Source organism: uncultured Agitococcus sp., assembly GCF_937920075.1.
Taxonomy (GTDB): domain Bacteria; phylum Pseudomonadota; class Gammaproteobacteria; order Pseudomonadales; family Moraxellaceae; genus Agitococcus.
The window spans coordinates 13,272-30,531 of record NZ_CALETI010000069.1 but is presented as its reverse complement, the minus strand read 5'-3'; the positions used below and the strand labels follow the sequence as shown (position 1 = coordinate 30,531).

General features: G+C 40.2%; 16 protein-coding genes. 10 read left to right on the top strand and 6 right to left on the bottom strand.

The features are described from left to right. Positions 1-85: 85 nt before the first annotated feature. From Q0212_RS02745 to Q0212_RS02730, 4 genes are all read left to right on the top strand, one after another. Positions 86-1,579, top strand: coding sequence for an NAD(P)/FAD-dependent oxidoreductase (locus tag Q0212_RS02745; RefSeq protein WP_297921859.1), 1,494 nt, complete (start codon positions 86-88; stop codon positions 1,577-1,579). Between the two features lie 97 nt (positions 1,580-1,676). After that, the gene (locus Q0212_RS02740) at positions 1,677-2,435 is read left to right on the top strand and encodes an SDR family oxidoreductase (protein WP_297921856.1); all 759 of its coding nucleotides are present in this window, start codon (positions 1,677-1,679) and stop codon (positions 2,433-2,435) included. Then, positions 2,436-3,125: a Crp/Fnr family transcriptional regulator gene (locus tag Q0212_RS02735; protein ID WP_297921853.1), complete on the top strand. Its 690-nt coding sequence runs from the start codon at positions 2,436-2,438 to the stop codon at positions 3,123-3,125. An 87-nt stretch (positions 3,126-3,212) separates the two neighbouring features. Next, a complete protein-coding gene (locus tag Q0212_RS02730) occupies positions 3,213-3,530 on the top strand; it encodes a DUF962 domain-containing protein (protein WP_297921851.1) in 318 nt (105 codons plus the stop codon). 98 nt (positions 3,531-3,628) lie between these two features. Here Q0212_RS02730 and Q0212_RS02725 read toward each other — a convergent pair whose 3' ends face one another. The 5 genes from Q0212_RS02725 to rpsU all read right to left on the bottom strand — a co-directional run bounded on the left by Q0212_RS02725 (position 3,629) and on the right by rpsU (position 9,364). Beyond that, complete coding sequence (locus tag Q0212_RS02725) at positions 3,629-4,546, bottom strand: LysR family transcriptional regulator (protein ID WP_297921848.1); 918 nt, start codon at positions 4,544-4,546, stop codon at positions 3,629-3,631. Between the two features lie 158 nt (positions 4,547-4,704). Beyond that, the gene (gene rpoD / locus Q0212_RS02720) at positions 4,705-6,600 is read right to left on the bottom strand and encodes an RNA polymerase sigma factor RpoD (protein WP_297921845.1); all 1,896 of its coding nucleotides are present in this window, start codon (positions 6,598-6,600) and stop codon (positions 4,705-4,707) included. Positions 6,601-6,698: 98 nt separating this feature from the next. After that, the gene (gene dnaG, locus Q0212_RS02715) at positions 6,699-8,504 is read right to left on the bottom strand and encodes a DNA primase (RefSeq protein ID WP_297921842.1); all 1,806 of its coding nucleotides are present in this window, start codon (positions 8,502-8,504) and stop codon (positions 6,699-6,701) included. 68 nt (positions 8,505-8,572) lie between these two features. Beyond that, entirely contained in the window at positions 8,573-9,016 is a 444-nt protein-coding gene (locus Q0212_RS02710) for a GatB/YqeY domain-containing protein (RefSeq protein WP_297921839.1), read from the bottom strand. Between the two features lie 132 nt (positions 9,017-9,148). Beyond that, positions 9,149-9,364, bottom strand: a complete 216-nt coding sequence (gene rpsU, locus Q0212_RS02705; RefSeq protein ID WP_297921836.1) for a 30S ribosomal protein S21 — start codon at positions 9,362-9,364, stop codon at positions 9,149-9,151. Positions 9,365-9,575: 211 nt separating this feature from the next. On the opposite strand from rpsU, the gene tsaD reads away from it, so the two are divergent. The 4 genes from tsaD (at position 9,576) to Q0212_RS02685 (ending at position 13,168) form a co-directional block, all read left to right on the top strand. Beyond that, positions 9,576-10,592 (top strand): tRNA (adenosine(37)-N6)-threonylcarbamoyltransferase complex transferase subunit TsaD, encoded by a 1,017-nt coding sequence (gene tsaD, locus Q0212_RS02700; RefSeq protein WP_297921833.1) that lies wholly within the window; start codon positions 9,576-9,578, stop codon positions 10,590-10,592. Between the two features lie 13 nt (positions 10,593-10,605). Then, a complete protein-coding gene (locus tag Q0212_RS02695; RefSeq protein WP_297921830.1) occupies positions 10,606-11,166 on the top strand; it encodes a hypothetical protein in 561 nt (186 codons plus the stop codon). A 195-nt stretch (positions 11,167-11,361) separates the two neighbouring features. Next, the gene (locus tag Q0212_RS02690) at positions 11,362-12,570 is read left to right on the top strand and encodes an alanine--glyoxylate aminotransferase family protein (protein ID WP_297921827.1); all 1,209 of its coding nucleotides are present in this window, start codon (positions 11,362-11,364) and stop codon (positions 12,568-12,570) included. A 70-nt stretch (positions 12,571-12,640) separates the two neighbouring features. Continuing rightward, entirely contained in the window at positions 12,641-13,168 is a 528-nt protein-coding gene (locus tag Q0212_RS02685; RefSeq protein ID WP_297921824.1) for an META domain-containing protein, read from the top strand. Positions 13,169-13,189: 21 nt separating this feature from the next. Here Q0212_RS02685 and plsY read toward each other — a convergent pair whose 3' ends face one another. Further along, entirely contained in the window at positions 13,190-13,786 is a 597-nt protein-coding gene (plsY, locus tag Q0212_RS02680) for a glycerol-3-phosphate 1-O-acyltransferase PlsY (RefSeq protein ID WP_297921821.1), read from the bottom strand. Between the two features lie 179 nt (positions 13,787-13,965). On the opposite strand from plsY, the gene Q0212_RS02675 reads away from it, so the two are divergent. Both Q0212_RS02675 and gloA read left to right on the top strand, forming a co-directional pair. After that, complete coding sequence (locus Q0212_RS02675) at positions 13,966-16,848, top strand: 7TM diverse intracellular signaling domain-containing protein (protein ID WP_297921818.1); 2,883 nt, start codon at positions 13,966-13,968, stop codon at positions 16,846-16,848. 13 nt (positions 16,849-16,861) lie between these two features. Then, positions 16,862-17,248, top strand: coding sequence for a lactoylglutathione lyase (gene gloA / locus Q0212_RS02670; protein WP_297921815.1), 387 nt, complete (start codon positions 16,862-16,864; stop codon positions 17,246-17,248). The last annotated feature ends 12 nt before the right edge of the window (positions 17,249-17,260 follow it).

The following is a 17,260-nucleotide window of genomic DNA, read 5'->3' as shown; positions in this document are numbered from 1 at the left end:
TATCAATGGTGTCCGAATCTAACATAATTCTTAGCACTATAGTACGTTATTGTACGAAAAATAATTTTTCTATATGAGTACGCAGATGACAACATTACGCACAGAAATTGCCATTATTGGTTCTGGTTTTGGCGGCATTGGTATTGCCATTCAACTGCAAAAAGCGGGATTCAATGATTTTGTCTTGCTCGAAAAAGAGCAAGATGTGGGTGGTTGCTGGCGAGATAATAGTTATCCTGCCGCCGCGTGTGATGTGCCTTCGCATTTATATTCTTTTTCGTTTGAGCCTAAATTTGATTGGTCACGCAAATTTGCCCCACAAGCCGAGATTTATGCTTATATCCGTGATTGTGCGCAAAAGTATGGCTTAACTCCTAAAATTAAATTTAATCATGAAGTTTTAGGTGCGTATTTTGATCAACAGCAACAGTTATGGGTGATTGAAACCAAACAACAAACGGTATTGGCAAAAATCTTAATCAGTGGTTGTGGTCAGTTAAATCGTCCTGCCTATCCTAAATTAAAAGGCATTGAAAACTTTAAAGGCGAAAAGTTTCATTCGGCGCGTTGGCATCATGATTATGATTTAACGAATAAACGGGTAGCGGTGATTGGCACAGGTGCGAGTGCGATTCAATTTGTGCCAATCGTTGCTAAACAAGCCAAACAACTGACTTTATTTCAACGTTCTGCACCGTATGTGATTCCCAAGCCTGATCGTGCGTATAGCTCCATAGAACAGCAAATTTATGCCAAGTTACCTATGTTGCAAACGCTCAGTCGAGCAGCGATGTATAGTAATCATGAAATTCGTGCTTTAGCGTTTACCTCCTTACAAATAGCCATGAAACCATTTGAATGGCAATTTAAACGGCACTTACATAAAACGGTAAAAGACCCTGTTTTGCGCGCTAAGCTCACACCAGATTATCCTTTGGGTTGTAAACGTATTTTGATTTCTAATCATTATTATCAAGCTTTAGCACAAAAAAATGTTGAAGTAGAGACTGATAATATTGCCGAAGTAACCCAAACAGGTATTAAAACCAAAGATGGCAAAGAATATCCTGTAGATGCGATTATTTACGGTACAGGTTTTCAGGCGACTGACTTTTTAGCACCCATGAAAATTACAGGCCGTGATGGTATTGATTTAAACGAAGCATGGCGCGATGGTGCAGAGGCATATTTGGGCATGACTGTGCATGGTTTTCCTAATATGTTTTTATTGTATGGGCCAAATACTAATTTAGGCCATAATTCGATTTTGTATATGCTCGAAAGTCAATTTGCTTATATTTTGGATGCACTTAAACAAATGCGTCGTCAACAATGGCAAGCGGTTGAAGTAAAAGCACAAACACAATCTGTTTATAATCAATGGGTACAAGAGCAACTGAGTAATACCATTTGGGCAGCAGGTTGCCATAGTTGGTATAAAACTGAATCGGGCAAAAACACCAATAATTGGGTTGGCTTTACCTTGTTGTATCGTTATAAAACTCAACATTTTAATGCCCAAGATTATTTAACGCAGTCTAAGCCAGCTTTAGGGCGATTAACACCAGTTGCTGCTTGACTAAAGCCTAATCCTCGTTAGACTTTGTGGTTTTTATTACATAGGATTTGGGCAATGCCTAAATCCTAAAAAGTCTTTATGGATTAGGCCAACAATAATGAATAATATTTTAATCACAGGTGCAGCATCAGGCATTGGTAAAGCAACGGCTATTTTTTTTAAACGTAAAGGTTGGCAGGTTGGTTTATTAGATATTGATAGCGAAGCACTTGCTGACTTATCTGCGCAGCTTGAGGGAGCATGGTATTCAGCGGTTGATGTCACTGATTATACTCAAGTTCAACAAGCTATTAGTGATTTTGCTGCTCTGCATGATAGCCAATTGCGCGTGTTATTTAATTGTGCAGGTGTGTTGCACATGGGGCATTTTGAGCAACTCACGCCCGAACAACATCATAAAACCTTAGCCATTAATATTAATGGTTTGGTGAATGTCATTCATGCCGCCTTTCCCTTTTTGCGTCACACCGAAAATGCCCAAGTGATTAATATGAGTTCGGCTGCTGCCTTATATGGCGCACCACACATGGCCAGTTTTTCGGCTGCTAAATTTGCGGTACGTGGTTTAACCGAAGCCTTAAATTTAGAGTGGCGTGAGCACGAAATTTGGGTCAGTGATTTGATGCCTGCCTTTGTTAATACGCCACTTGTCCATGATAAAGATTTTGTTGCCCCGATCGTTGAGCGTTTGGGCGTAGATTTAATTGCTGAAGATGTTGCTTTGGCAGCATGGCAAGCCGTAAGTACTTATCGTGTCCATCACCCTGTTGGTTTGTCTTTTAAAGCCTTAATGTTAGTCAATAAATTTGCCCCTGCCAAAATTACCCGTCGCATGATGGCTTTTTTAAGTCGTTAAATGATGAATACCTCTCGCTATGCACCATTATTATTGCAGGGCAGTTGGTTTAGTGGTATCTCAGCCGAATTACGTCAAGCTTTATTAGACCAAGCTAAAGTAATAGTATTTAGTGCTGGCCAAGAAATTTTTGCCTATGGTGATGAATCTCAAGGGATTTATGCGGTGGTTGAAGGCTGCGTGAGTGTCAGTCGTTGTCGTCAGGATGGCAAAGAAGCCTTATTAACCATTATTGACCCTGCCAATTGGTTTGGCGAAATTACCCTCTTTGATAAACAAAAGCGTACTCATCGAGCTTCATCTATTGGTGAAAGTACCTTGTTGTATATAGATGGACAGAGCTTAGAAAAAATACTGAGTGAACATCCGCAATATTGGCAAGAGTTTGGCTTGTTATTAACCCATAAAGTACGTTTTTTAATGGATATGGCAGAAGATTTAGCCTTATGTTCAACAGCGCAACGGGTGGCAAAACGTTTAGTATTAATTGCCGAAAATTATGGTATGTGGACACATCAAAGCAAACGCATGATTGATACCCCTCAAGAACAATTGGCGATGATGTTGTTTATGACCCGACAAACCATTAATCAGGTGTTAAAAGATTTAGCGCGCCAACAATTGATTAAATTGCATTATGGTGCGATTGAAATTTTGGACTTAGATGGCCTAAAAAAAATCTCACGCTAAATTTTGAAATTGTCAGAATTTTGACAGATTGTTGACTATGCTTATTTTATATTCTGCCCATATACAAGGCTATTAGAGGGTAAGCACATGTTTCCAATTAAATTAAACCAAGAGTGGACAGGCTTGATGGAACAATATCAACAAGACCATCAAGACCCACGTAATCAATTTTGTCACAAAATCGGTATTCCTTTAATTGCTGGCTCTTTACCTTTAGGCGCAACCATTATTGGCTTGCCATTGGCTGTACCTATGTTTACTGTCGGTTGGGGCTTTCAATTTGTTGGTCATTATTTTGAAGGCAAAAAACCATCTTTTGTTGAAGATCGTCGTCAATTATTGGTAGGCGTGATGTGGTGGACAAAAAAAGTAGGTTTAAAATTAGTTAAAACTGCCAATGAATAAACCTCGTAGGGGCAACCCTTGTGGTTGCCTTTTAGGATAAATATTGGCATTCAGGGTAGCCACAAGGGCTTACCCCTACATAAAATCAAAAATTGTGGTTACAACGGCAAATCCTGTTCCCACGGTGGATTGTCGCCCAACTCCTGACAAAGATGATCTAGTAACAGTCTGATTTTTTTAGGGACATGACGTGTTGGTGGATAAACCGCATAAATCGGTATAGGTTCTAATTCTAAGTGTGGCATGGCATTAATTAATTGACCTGTTCTTAATGCTTCAGCCACCATAAATAATGGTAAAACCGATAAACCTAATCCTGCAATGGCTGCATCTCGACTCATTTCACCATTATTTGCCGTAAATCTGCTTTTAATTTGTCCGCGTTGACTATCTTCGGTTAAAAAGCCCCACAATTGGCTGTCTTGGATATTGCTATAGCCAATATATTCATGGGCAAATAAATCCTCATTTAAAGCTTGTAAGTTGTGTTGTTGGGCATATTCTGGACTACAAACAACAACACGTTTACATAAACCTAGTTGTCGGGCTTTGAGTGACAAACCGGGTTCAGCACTGATGCGAATTGCAAGATCAAACTGTTCTTGAACTATATCAACACGTTTATCATCTAAATGTATGGCTACATGCAGTCGTGGATGTTTGCTAATAAATGGAAAAATCAATCGGCCTAAATACATAGTGCCAAAAGTAACAGGTGCAGCAATTCGCAACGAACCACATAAATTTTGATTACCTTCGGTCATTTCATCAATCGTGGCTTCTAGTTCTTGCAAAATATTAGACGCACGTAAATAAAAAGCCTGACCTTGTTCTGTTGGGGTAATACCACGTGTTGAGCGATGTAATAACGCCACTCCTAGCATTTCTTCTAAACGTTTAAGGCGCTTACTGACAATAGATTTGGATACCTCAAGGCGTTCAGCGGCTTGGGTTAAACTACCACTATCAACAATGGCTAAAAAGGTGGTGATGTCTTGCAGATTAAATGGATTCATGATGTTTGTTGTTCTAGTGGTTTTAATATCGCTAAAAACTAAAAAGCCTCTTTACGCTAGACTAACGTAAAGAGGCTTTTGGTAAAAGTCTTTTTAAAAGACCTCACCCTTCGACTCCGCTCAGGGAGCAGAGTCGTGGTAGCTGAGCGTAGTCGAAGCTACTCATTATCCAAGAACGAACGTAAATGTTCGGAGCGAGAAGGGTGACGTAATTTACGCAACGCTTTGGCTTCAATTTGACGAATACGTTCGCGTGTTACATCAAATTGTTTACCCACTTCTTCTAAGGTGTGGTCGGTATTCATATCAATACCAAAACGCATTCTTAACACTTTTGCTTCGCGTGGTGTTAAGTTTGCCAACACTTCACGAGTGGCTTCACGTAAACCTTCAGCCGTTGCAGCATCAACAGGTGACGTCATGGTGGTGTCTTCAATAAAGTCACCTAAATGCGAATCTTCATCATCACCAATCGGTGTTTCCATGGAGATAGGCTCTTTGGCAATTTTTAACACTTTACGCACTTTGTCTTCAGGCATATCTAAACGCTCGCCCAATTCTTCGGGTGAGGGTTCACGTCCCATTTCTTGTAACATTTGACGAGAAACACGGTTAATTTTGTTAATCGTTTCAATCATGTGTACAGGAATACGAATCGTACGTGCTTGGTCAGCAATCGAACGGGTAATCGCCTGACGAATCCACCATGTTGCATAAGTTGAGAACTTATAACCACGACGATATTCAAATTTATCAACCGCTTTCATCAAGCCAATGTTACCTTCTTGGATTAAGTCCAAGAATTGTAAACCACGGTTGGTGTACTTTTTGGCAATCGAGATAACCAAACGTAAGTTGGCTTCAACCATTTCTTTTTTGGCACGACGCGCTTTGGCTTCACCAATCGACATACGACGGTTAATTTCTTTGATTTCAGCAACACGCAAACCCAATTCTTGTTCTAAATCAATCAATTTTTGTTGAGCTTTAATAATATCATCACGATATTGTTGCAAACCAGTAGACCATGATTTATTGGTAGCAATTTGGCTATCAACCCAGTTTAAATTGATTTCGTGACCAGGAAATTCGCTAATAAAGGTTTTGCGATCCATTTTGGCACGGCGAATACACAATACCATAATCGCTTTTTCTTGGGCGCGAACTGCATCTTGACCAGCACGTAATTCTTGACCAAAAAATTCAAACAAACGAGGTGTCAATTTAAACAACATAAACACATTGGCTAAATCGTTAATCGCTGCTTTGCCTTCGGCACTATAACGATCGTGGTTTTTTAATACCGCTAGCGTTTTTTGATATTGTTCGGTTAATTCAGCAAAACGTTGTCGTGCAATTTCGGGGTCTGGGCCAGATTCGCCTTCTTCCTCATCGTCACTGCTTTCACTTTCTTCGCTATCTAAATCAATATCGGCAGCTTTAACAGGTACTTCGGCTTCTGCATCTAAATCAAGTTCAGTTTCTTCAACCACTTCTGGAATAGAAGTGTCTTCGAGGTCTAAATAACCGACTAAAATTTCGGCTAAACGGCGTTCGCCAGTACCAACTCGGTCATAATCGGCTAAGACACTCGGTACAACAGTTGGCCAGCAAGCCATGGAGTGCAATACATCACGCACACCTTCTTCGATACGTTTGGCAATGGCTATTTCGCCTTCACGCGTTAACAGCTCAACTGTACCCATTTCACGCATATACATACGCACTGGGTCAGTGGTGCGACCAGGTTCGTTTTCTACCGAAGTTAAAACGGCAATCGCATCAGCAGCAGCGACATCATCATCCGTGGCATCAGGTGTTTCATCAAGCGTTAAGTCGTCAGCCTCAGGCGCGCGCTCATGAACAGGAATACCCAAATCGGTGAGCATTTGAATAATGTCTTCAATTTGCTCAGTTTCGGTGATAGATTCGGGTAAATGGTCGTTGACCTCGGCATAGGTTAAATAACCTTGCTCTTTACCACGAGTAATCAGGGCTGCAAGTTGGGAGGTGGTTTGGGCTTCACTTTCGTTTTGCACGTTCTCGGTAGTCATACGATTTTCTCTGTGATGCAGACAAGCCCAATAGTATAGCATGGTCTGTCAATAAGGTTTAAAGTTCTTTAGATTATAGTCGCTAAATAAGGACTGCTTTATTTTTTTGCAAGAGCGGCTGTGGCAGCAGCCAGTTCTTTTTTTAATTTAATGGTGGTCATTAAATCGGGACTGTGATGTAAAGCTTTTTTTAGTCGTTGAATATGTAGTTGATTCACAATATCGCTTAACTCGGCTTCAGCATTTAAATCGGCTAAAAATCCTGTGTCTTCAGCTAAAGCTTGTAAATGTAAACCTTCGGCTGTCCCTTGCCACGCGCCTAATAATGCCCATGTACTACAACTTTCTTGTTTAAGGCAAAACTCTATTACTTCGAGTAATAAAGGTGCTTCTTGCGCAAATAATTCGGCATATTTTTGTATATCAATACTTTTAGCGGCTTCGGGTTTTTGTAATAACAATTGAATGGCTTTATCGCTCAAAGAAGAACGGCCAGCCAAGTTTTTGGGTTTAACGCTTGGGTCAATAAATTCGCGTCTGGGAATAGCAAAGGTATGGCTTTGTGGTGGATGTTGAGGATTGGCCTCAATGTTGACTGGTGGTGCAGATTCTTTAATCGGCATGGCCGCTTTTAAGGCTTGCTCATCTAAGCCTGTTAATTGACTTAAACGTTGCCATAATAATTGCCGATAAACACCCACAGGCACTTTTTCAATTAAGGGTTTGGCTAAACTGGCTAAACGGCTTTTGCCTTCTAAAGAGTCAAGACGTAGGTCGATGCTTAAATGGTTAAACAAAAAATCGGCTAAACTTAAACCTTCTTTTAGCACATCAGCGAAAGACTCTGCGCCACGTTCTTTAATTAACGAGTCTGGGTCATGGTCATCTGGCAAAAATAAAAACTGTGCCGAGACACCTTCTTTTAATGTTGGCAAGGCAGATTCTAACGCACGCCACGCCGCTTTACGGCCTGCATTATCACCATCAAAACAAAAAATCACATCAGGTACACTTTTAAAAATACGCTCAATGTGTGTGCTACTAGTGGCTGTGCCTAAGGTGGCAACGGCAAATGGAAAACCTGCTTGATGCACGGCAATCACGTCTAAATAACCTTCAACTACCATCACTTTATTAAAAGTTTGTTTGGCTTGTTTGCTTTCATAAAAGCCATACAGTTCTTCACTTTTATGAAAAATAGGTGATTCGGGTGAGTTAAGATATTTGGGTTTGCTGTCGTCTAAAACACGACCACCAAAAGCAATGACACGACCACGATTGTCACGAATCGGAAAAATCACCCGATCACGCATGGCATCATAATAGGAGTCACGTTGTTCGTTATGAACAATCAAGCCAACATCTTGTAATAGCTTAACTTTTTCGGCGTTATCAGCAAAATTTTTATACAGATTATCCCAACCAGCAGGCGCATATCCAACGCGCCAATGTTTGATGGTTTGGCTATCTAAGCCACGTTTGTTTAAATAGGCTTGGGCTTTGTCGCGTTGAGGCGATTGTTGTAGTTGCTGTTCAAAAAATACCGCCGCTTCTTCTAAAATGTCATACAGCGGTTTGCGCGAGACTTGCTCTTGTTGCTGACTGTTTTCAGGGAGAGCCAAGCCTGCTTTGTTGGCCAAAGATTCAAGAGCATCCATAAACTCTCGATGCTCATAGTGCATAACAAAACTTAAGGCATTACCTGACGCGCCACAACCAAAACAGTGATAAAACTGTTTGTCGCGATTAACGCTAAACGATGGGGTTTTTTCGTGGTGAAAAGGACAACAAGCCGAATAGTTTTTGCCTGCTTTTTTTAGGCGAACATAGTTACCAATTAAATCAACGATATCGGTACGACGTAGGACTTCATCAATAAAGTTTTGTGGAATTCGACCAGCCATAAACTACTTATTAGCAAAAAAGAAAGTTCCCCCTTGTGGAGAGGGGGAGCGTCGATGGTATCAGGTCATTAACCCAATTTGGCTTTAACCAATTTAGAAACTTCAGCACCATCAGCACGTCCTGCAATTTGTGGACGTAAAATATTCATCACTTTACCCATGTCACGTGCACTCGTTGCACCCACTTCGGCAACAGCGGCATTAATTAATGCTTCAATTTCTTCAGCAGAAAAAGGTGCTGGTAAAAAAACTTCTAAAACCGCAATTTCGGCTTTTTCTTGGGCGGCTAAATCGTCACGATTTGCTGCGGTAAATGCAGAAACAGATTCACGGCGTTGTTTAATCAGTTTTTCTAACACGGCTAAAGAGCGTGCTTCATCTAATTCAATGCGTTCATCAACTTCAATTTGTTTAAAGGCGGCTAAAGCCATACGAATTACACCTAAACGCGCACTATCTTTGGCACGCATCGCTTCTTTCATGGCATCGGTTAATTGAGCTTTTAAAGTCATGTTAATGTTCCTTATGTTTTTTGACCATCAATAAAAAATAAACGCCTTATGAGTCATAAGGCGTTTATTTAACAAATCATCGTTTTACGATGATTTTAATATCTAGCCCCCAAATAGGACTAAGATAAATAATTAGTACATACGGGTGGTTTTAACCGACTCGCGTGCTAATTTTTTAGCATAACGTTTAACAGCAGCAGCTTTTTTACGCTTGCGCTCTTGAGTTGGCTTCTCGTAGAAGTCACGTTTACGCACATCAGCTAAAACACCAGCTTTTTCGCAAGAACGTTTAAAACGACGTAATGCTACGTCAAATGGTTCGCCTTCTTTTACTTTCACTAGGGGCATGAATCATCACCTTAATCTAAAAACGAAAACCACCCTAGTCGGGCAGAAAACCAAGCTACTTGTATTTAGCACAAGCTAGCTATGAATACAAAGAGGCGGCAATTTTACGCAAAGATAGCGTTAACAGCAAGCAGCGCGTACAATAAACTCTAGTTAATTGTCAATAAATTCGCTCTTTTTTGCAAAAAAAGGCTAATTAAAGGGGTAAATTATGCGTGTCTTGGGGATAGAAACCTCTTGTGATGAAACAGGTGTTGCCGTTTATGATAGCGAAAAAGGCCTATTAGCTCACCGTTTATACAGTCAAATTCAGCTTCATGCCGATTATGGTGGGGTTGTGCCAGAGTTAGCCTCTCGTGACCACGTACGTAAATTGATTCCTTTAATTAAAGAAGTGTTGGCCGCTGCAAATAGCCAAGCCACAGACATTGATGGCATTGCCTACACTTCTGGGCCGGGTTTGGCTGGTGCATTAATGGTCGGGGCATTAACAGGCCGTAGTTTGGCTTATGCGTGGCGTGTACCTGCGATTGGTGTGCATCACATGGAAGGGCATTTATTAGCCCCTTTATTAGAAGAAAATAAGCCAGAGTTTCCCTTTATTGCTTTATTGGTATCTGGTGGCCATACGCAACTATTAAAGGTTGAAGGTATTGGCCAATATGAATTATTGGGCGAATCGGTTGATGATGCCGCAGGTGAAGCCTTTGATAAAGTCGCCAAAATGCTCCATCTTGATTACCCAGGTGGGCCAAATGTGGCCAGACTCGCATTACAAGGCAATAGCGAAGCTTTTAATTTTCCGCGTCCTATGCTTGACCGAGCAGGTTTAGATTTTTCATTTAGTGGTTTAAAAACAGCTGTGTTAAATGCGAATAATCAAACCGAAGATTATCCACAAAAAAAGGCGGATATTGCCGCCAGTTTTGAAGCGGCGATTGTTGATAGTCTCGTTAAAAAATGCGAACGAGCCTTAAAACAAACAGGGTTAAAGCGTTTGGTGATGGCTGGCGGTGTGAGTGCTAATCTGCGTTTGCGTGCCCAATTACAAGATTTAGCGATGCGTAAACGTTGGCAGGTATTTTACCCCTCAGCTGCTTTTTGTACCGATAATGGTGCAATGATTGCTTATGCAGGTTGTCAGCGTTTGGTGGCAGGGCAGCAAGAAAACTTATCGGTGACGGTAAAATCACGTTGGCCAATGGTTGAATTGCCAGCAGTTAATTAAGAGGGGATAGAAAATGCTACGTTATTGGTTAATGTTATTGCTATTGGTGCAAAGTTTTTGTTTACAGGCGGAGACTTTAACCATTAACGAAAAATCCTTTAAATGCCTCAGCCAAATGACACCCGTACGTGGTTTTTTTGTTGATAGCTTAACAGGTAATTTGGCCGACACCTTAGCCGTTGCTAAATCAGCCACAGGCGGAGTTTATCCTGTGGGTTCTGTGGTGCAACTCGTACCCACCGAAGTGATGGTCAAACGAGAACAAGGTTTTAGCCCTGTGACTAAGGATTGGGAATTTTTTGAGTTGGATGTTGATAAACAAGGCTCAAAAATTCGCAAACGTGGTTTTGCTGATGTGAATAACCGCTTTAAAAAGAACTGTTTCGCCTGTCATGCCGCAGCAAAACCAGAATGGGATATGATTTGTGAAGACTCACATGGTTGTGAAAAGCTGCCTATTCCTGAGCATGTAATCGTTGCCTTACAAAAAACCGATCCACGTTGCCCCACTAATGACGCAACGGCTATGCAGCGTTTTAGTGCGTGGTTGGTACAAAAATTCTCGCCAAATTGATTGCATCTTTAGTGTCGCCTCGCTAGGCTAAGACTGTTTAAGACTTACGCGGTTATTGCTTATTTGTTCGCATAAAATCGTTTTTAACGATTTTATGCTCGCAAAACGCGCTAATTTCGGTGAAATGCGTAAGTCCTACTCTTAAAAATATAACAATCCTAATAAAATAAAGGATAAAAAGAGGTTAACAATAACATGCTATTTGCGCCAGAAATCACCCCTAATGCTTATACTCCACCCCAACGTCGTTTATTAGGACCAGGTCCTTCGGATATTTCCACACGCGTTTTACAAGCCTTGGCTAAACCAACGATTGGTTATTTAGACCCTAGCTTTGTTAGCATGATGGAAGAGTTAAAATCTTTATTACGTTATGCCTTTCAAACCAAAAATATGCTGACTTTTCCTGTATCAGGGCCAGGTTCGGCAGGCATGGAAATGTGCTTTGTTAATTTGGTTAGCCCTAATGATAAAGTGATTGTTTGTCGTAATGGTGTGTTTGGTGGCCGTATGGTCGAAAACGTGGAACGTTGTGGCGGCATTCCCATTATTGTCGATGATGAATGGGGCAAAGCGATTGATTTAAATAAGGTTGCTGATGCCCTTAAAGCTAACCCAGATACCAAAGTATTGGCTTTTGTTCATGCCGAAACCTCAACAGGCGCGTTATCTGATGCTGCTGCTTTATGTAAATTGGCGCAAGAATATGGTTGTTTAACGATTGTTGATACCGTGACTTCCTTAGCGGGTGTACCTGTATTAGTTGATGAATGGGGCGCAGATGCTGTTTATTCTGGTAGCCAAAAATGTTTATCGTGTACACCAGGTTTATCGCCAATTACCTTTAGCGAGAAGGCGATTGCGGCTGTTAAAGCGCGTCAACATAAATGCCAAAGTTGGTTTTTGGATTTAAATTTATTATTGGGTTATTGGGGCGAAACCACACGTACCTATCATCACACTGCACCAACCAATAGTCTGTATGCTTTACATGAAGCTTTATTAGTGTTGCAACAAGAAGGTCTAGAAAATGCGTGGGCACGCCATCAGCGCAATCATTTAGCTCTAAAAGCCGGTTTAAGCCAATTAGATATAGATTACGTGGTTGCAGAAAAAGATCGTTTGCCACAATTAAACTCTATTCATATTCCAACAGGTTTGGATGACAAACAAGTGCGTGCAGCTTTACTGAATCAACATGGTATCGAAATTGGTGCAGGTTTAGGCGCGTTAGCAGGTAAAATTTGGCGTATTGGTTTAATGGGCTATTCGAGTCGTGTTGAAAATGTGATTAGCTGTCTATCTGCTTTGGAGTCTGTGTTGCGTCAACAAGGCTTTAATTGTCCAGAAGGTACAGCAGTAGCAGCCGCATATCATTGTTATGCTGAACAAGCCCAAGTGTAGTTTAAAGATATTCCTCTCCTCATGTAGGGGAGGGTTAGGGTGGGGTCGTATGCTAAACAGGAGAAAAAAGTTGTTTCGTTTAATGTCTATGTTGATTTTAAGTGTGTTGATGACGGCTTGTGCTAGTCCATCAAGAACGATTGATTCAAAGCCATTAGCAGCGAATCCTCCTGTTAAAGCGCGTACCATGAGTATTGGTGCATTAAATGCTTCTGTAAGTTCACAAATAAAAGTTCATGGCACGGTACCTGATAGTTTTGACAATTCTTATTGGCAGTTTATGCAAATAGATGGTCAGCGTATGGCCAAAGATGATTTAGCACCTGTCGCCCGTTTTAAAGTCAATGAACTGACTGGTTTTACAGGTTGTAATCGCTTTGTAGCAGCTTATAAACGAGATGGTTTATGGTTAACGATTAATAATTTAAGAATGGGCAATCAACCTTGTGATTCGGTATTGCCTCAACAACAATTGGTTTATAAAGCATTAAGCCAAGTGCGTAGTATTCGTATTATTGAAAGTAATGATTATTTAGCGATGTTGGATAGTAATAATAAATTATTAGCGGAATTAAAACCCTTAAAAGTGAAAGATTAAATCTTACATTTAGAGAGGAGTTTACTCCTCTTTCTTAGCAAACTTCCGTTCTTCACCTTTTAATAAGGCTTTAATGTTGGTTTTGTGGCGAGCGATTAACAAAATACTCATCCCCACAATACCCAACATATAATTAGGCACTAAATACCAAGCAATAATTGGCGCAAGTGCAAAAGCAGTGATTGAGCTTAAAGAAGAAATTCTAAACAGGGCAAACACAGCTATCCACACACCAATCACGGCCAAACCTACAGGCCAATATAACGCCAACAACACCCCTAAAGCAGTTGCAACGCCTTTACCACCTTCAAACTTAAAAAAGACGGGGTATAAATGCCCCATAAAAGCCGCTAAACCAATCGCGCTAATTAAATCAGGACGCAGTTGTAAGTGTTGTGCTAATAATACCAAGGGCACACCTTTCGCCATATCGCCTGCTAGGGTAATGAGCGCGGGTTTTTTGCCGCCAATGCGCATCACATTTGTTGCACCTGGGTTACTTGAGCCTTGAGAGCGAGGATCTGGCAGTCCCCAGAGTTTGCAAACAATAATCGCTGAACAAACTGAGCCTAATAAATAAGCGGCAATTAGTAAGGCAAAGGCTAAAATATCTGACATAAAAAATCCTATCTAGTCGCCTAAACTCAAAAAATAAACTAGGCTAGAAATATCGCTTATATCTTACAAAAATGTGAATGGATAAGTGATAACTCTCTTCATCTTATGATATAGCTATTTTGTATGCTTGCCATCAGAGAAGCAACAAATGCCAATAACTTAACAAGGAATTAACCAAGGTGCGTTTAGTTATCAAAAGCTTATTGTTAGTTTGTGTATATATCTTTAGTCAATTGGCTATGGCATCGCCATTAATTGTTCATGATGCTAAACAAGATTTAGCCCATTATATTGAATATATAGAAGATCAAACACAACAGCTTACTATCCAAGAAGTGTTGCATCAGCCCAAGCAATGGCAGATGCAAAAACAAGATAAACCTTATTTTGGCTATTCAAAAAGTGCTTATTGGCTCAAAGTGGATGTGCAAACTACGGCATATCAACAATCTGCCCCCCGTTTACTAGAAGTCGCTTATCCTTTGTTAGATGATATACAAATTTTTTTGGTGCAAAATCAAAAGGTAATTCAGCAATGGCAATTGGGTGATAAGTGGCTGTTTGAACAACGAGAAATTCCGCACCATTTATTTATTGTGCCAATCAATTTAGCGGCACAACAACATTACCAATTTTATTTCCGTATTCAAAGTAGTAGCGGTTTACAAGTCCCTATTAGCCTGTGGCCAGAGCGCAGCTTTTGGCAACATGACCAAACACGACAGCTATTGTTGGGCTGTTTTTATGGTTCGTTGATTATTATGATTGCCTATAATTTTTTTATATGGTTATCAGTACGCGAAAAAAGTTATTTATTTTATGTCATTTTTGTCATTGGTTTTGGGGTTTTGTTGGCTACGATTGATGGTTTAAGTTATCAATATTTATGGCCAAATGCAGTGTGGTGGAATAATCACGCCATTACGGTATTACTCAATTTTTCTTTAGCCATGAGTCTAGTATTTGGTCGAGAGTTTTTAAATACACGTAAATTTAATCCACGCCTTCACAAATTAGCCACCATATACATGAATATTATGTTTGTGATGGCCGTTTTATCCTTGTATGTACCATACCAAACCATGATTGTGATTACTTTACTGTTCTCAATGGGAACAGCGGTTTTGGTGATGACTATTGGCATTTGTAATTGGCGGGCTGGCAATCGAGCTGCACGATTTTTTGTTGGTTCGTGGTTGTTACTCGCCTCTATGGTGGTGTTATATGATTTAAGTCAACTAGGTATTATTCCTAAATCCACCTTAACTAATTTAGCCGTACAAATTGGTGAATGGTGCGAAGTTTTACTATTATCATTTGCGTTGGCTGATCGCATTAATATTAGTCGAATGCAGGAACAAGAAGCACAAAATTTATTAATGGCAGAGGAACGCCGTGCTAATGCCGAGCGAGAAGAACACCTACAAACTAAATTAAAAGCTCAAGAAGAAGAAATTCGTGCTAAACAAGCCATTAATCAAGCTCAAAGCGAAAGCCGTGCCAAAAGCTTATTTTTAGCCACGATGAGCCATGAAATTAGAACGCCAATGAATGGTGTGTTGGGCATGACTGAGTTGTTATTAGCCACCGATTTAAATAATCAACAAGAGCAATTTGTTAGAGTCATTGAAAGTTCTGGTAATGCCTTATTAAATATTATTAATGACATCTTAGATTATTCCAAAATCGAAGCAGGCAAAATGGACATTGAATATGTTGATATGGATTTAGACAACTTACTCTTAGAATGTGCCTCCATTTTTTCACTGACAGCAGAACAAAAACGTTTAGAGTTTTTAGCTTCTATCGCTCCACATACGCCTGTATTTATTAAATCAGACCCCACTAGGCTCAAACAAATATTACTCAATTTATTAAGCAATGCTTTTAAATTTACCCATCGTGGTCGGATTAGTTTAAGAGTAGATATTAGTGAGAAGCATGGTCAGTCATATCTACATTTTAAAGTAATAGATACAGGCATTGGCATGAGTGAAGAACAAATTGGTCGATTATTTCAGGCATTTACGCAGGCAGATGCCTCAACCACACGTCAATTTGGTGGTACAGGATTAGGGCTAAGTATCAGTAAACGTTTAATTGAGCTAATGAATGGCACAATGGAAGTCTATAGTGTGTTGGGCGAGGGAACACGTTTTGAAGTCAGTTTACCCTATCAACAAGCAAGCAGGGATTTTGCTAATGATCATTATGTGCCACTCACTGCCTTGCAGGGATTAAAAATATTATTTGTCGATGATTCTGTAGAGTTTGCTCAAATCATGATTGAACAGGCTCAAGCATGGGGAATGCAAGCAGAAACGGTACAAGATGGCCAACAAGCACTGATGTTATTAAGAACAGCGCAGCAAAACCATCAAGCCTTTGATATTGTGGCATTAGATATGCGTATGCCCAATTTATCAGGTTTGGATGTGGCTTTAGAAATGGCCAAAGACCCAGCCTTACAACACATTAAGCGAGTATTATTAACGGCAATGCGAATGCCGCCTAGTGAAGAAGAATTACAACAAGCAGGTTTGAGCTTGGTTATTCAAAAACCTACTTCTGCGAATAGCTTGAGAGACGCGCTGTTAAAATTATTAGGATGCCAAGAACAATATCGATCTTCCAGTGAAAAGCGTCAAGATATAGGTATTATTAAACATATTTTACAGGGTAAAAATGTATTGGTTGCTGAGGATAATCAAGTAAATCAAATGGTTATTGTTGGTATGTTAAAACGTTTGGGGATGAATACCGAAATTGCTAATGATGGCAAACAAGCAGTGCAAATTTATCAACAACAAGCACATCATTATGATTTAGTGTTGATGGATTGTGAAATGCCCGAAATTGATGGCTATCAAGCCACGCAGCAAATACGCGCTTTTGAACATGAATATAATTTAAAATCGGTCACGATTGTTGCATTAACCGCTCATGCTATGCGAGATCAACAGCAGCGTTGTGTACAAGCAGGCATGGACGATTTTTTAACCAAACCTTTAGCGTTTGAGCGTTTAAAACAATTATTAATGCAAATTTTTTGGCAAAAATAGGAGTCAAACATCTATGCGTTTATTACACACCATGTTGCGCGTGGTTGATTTAGAAAAATCTTTAGCTTTTTATACTCAAGTTTTAGGGATGCAGTTGTTAAGACGTAAAGATTATCCCGAAGGACGTTTTACTTTAGCGTTTGTGGGCTATGGTGCAGAACATGAAGGTGCGGTAATAGAGTTAACGCACAATTGGGACACCTCATCATACGAATTAGGCAATGCTTATGGACATATTGCTTTAGAAGTTGATGATGTATATCAAGCATGTGAGCGCATTAAAGCAGCAGGAGGTAAAGTAACACGCGAGGCTGGGCCAATGAAACATGGCACAACAATCTTAGCTTTTGTCGAAGATCCAGATGGTTACAAAATTGAATTATTAGGCACTAAAAGCTAGAGGAGGCGTGGG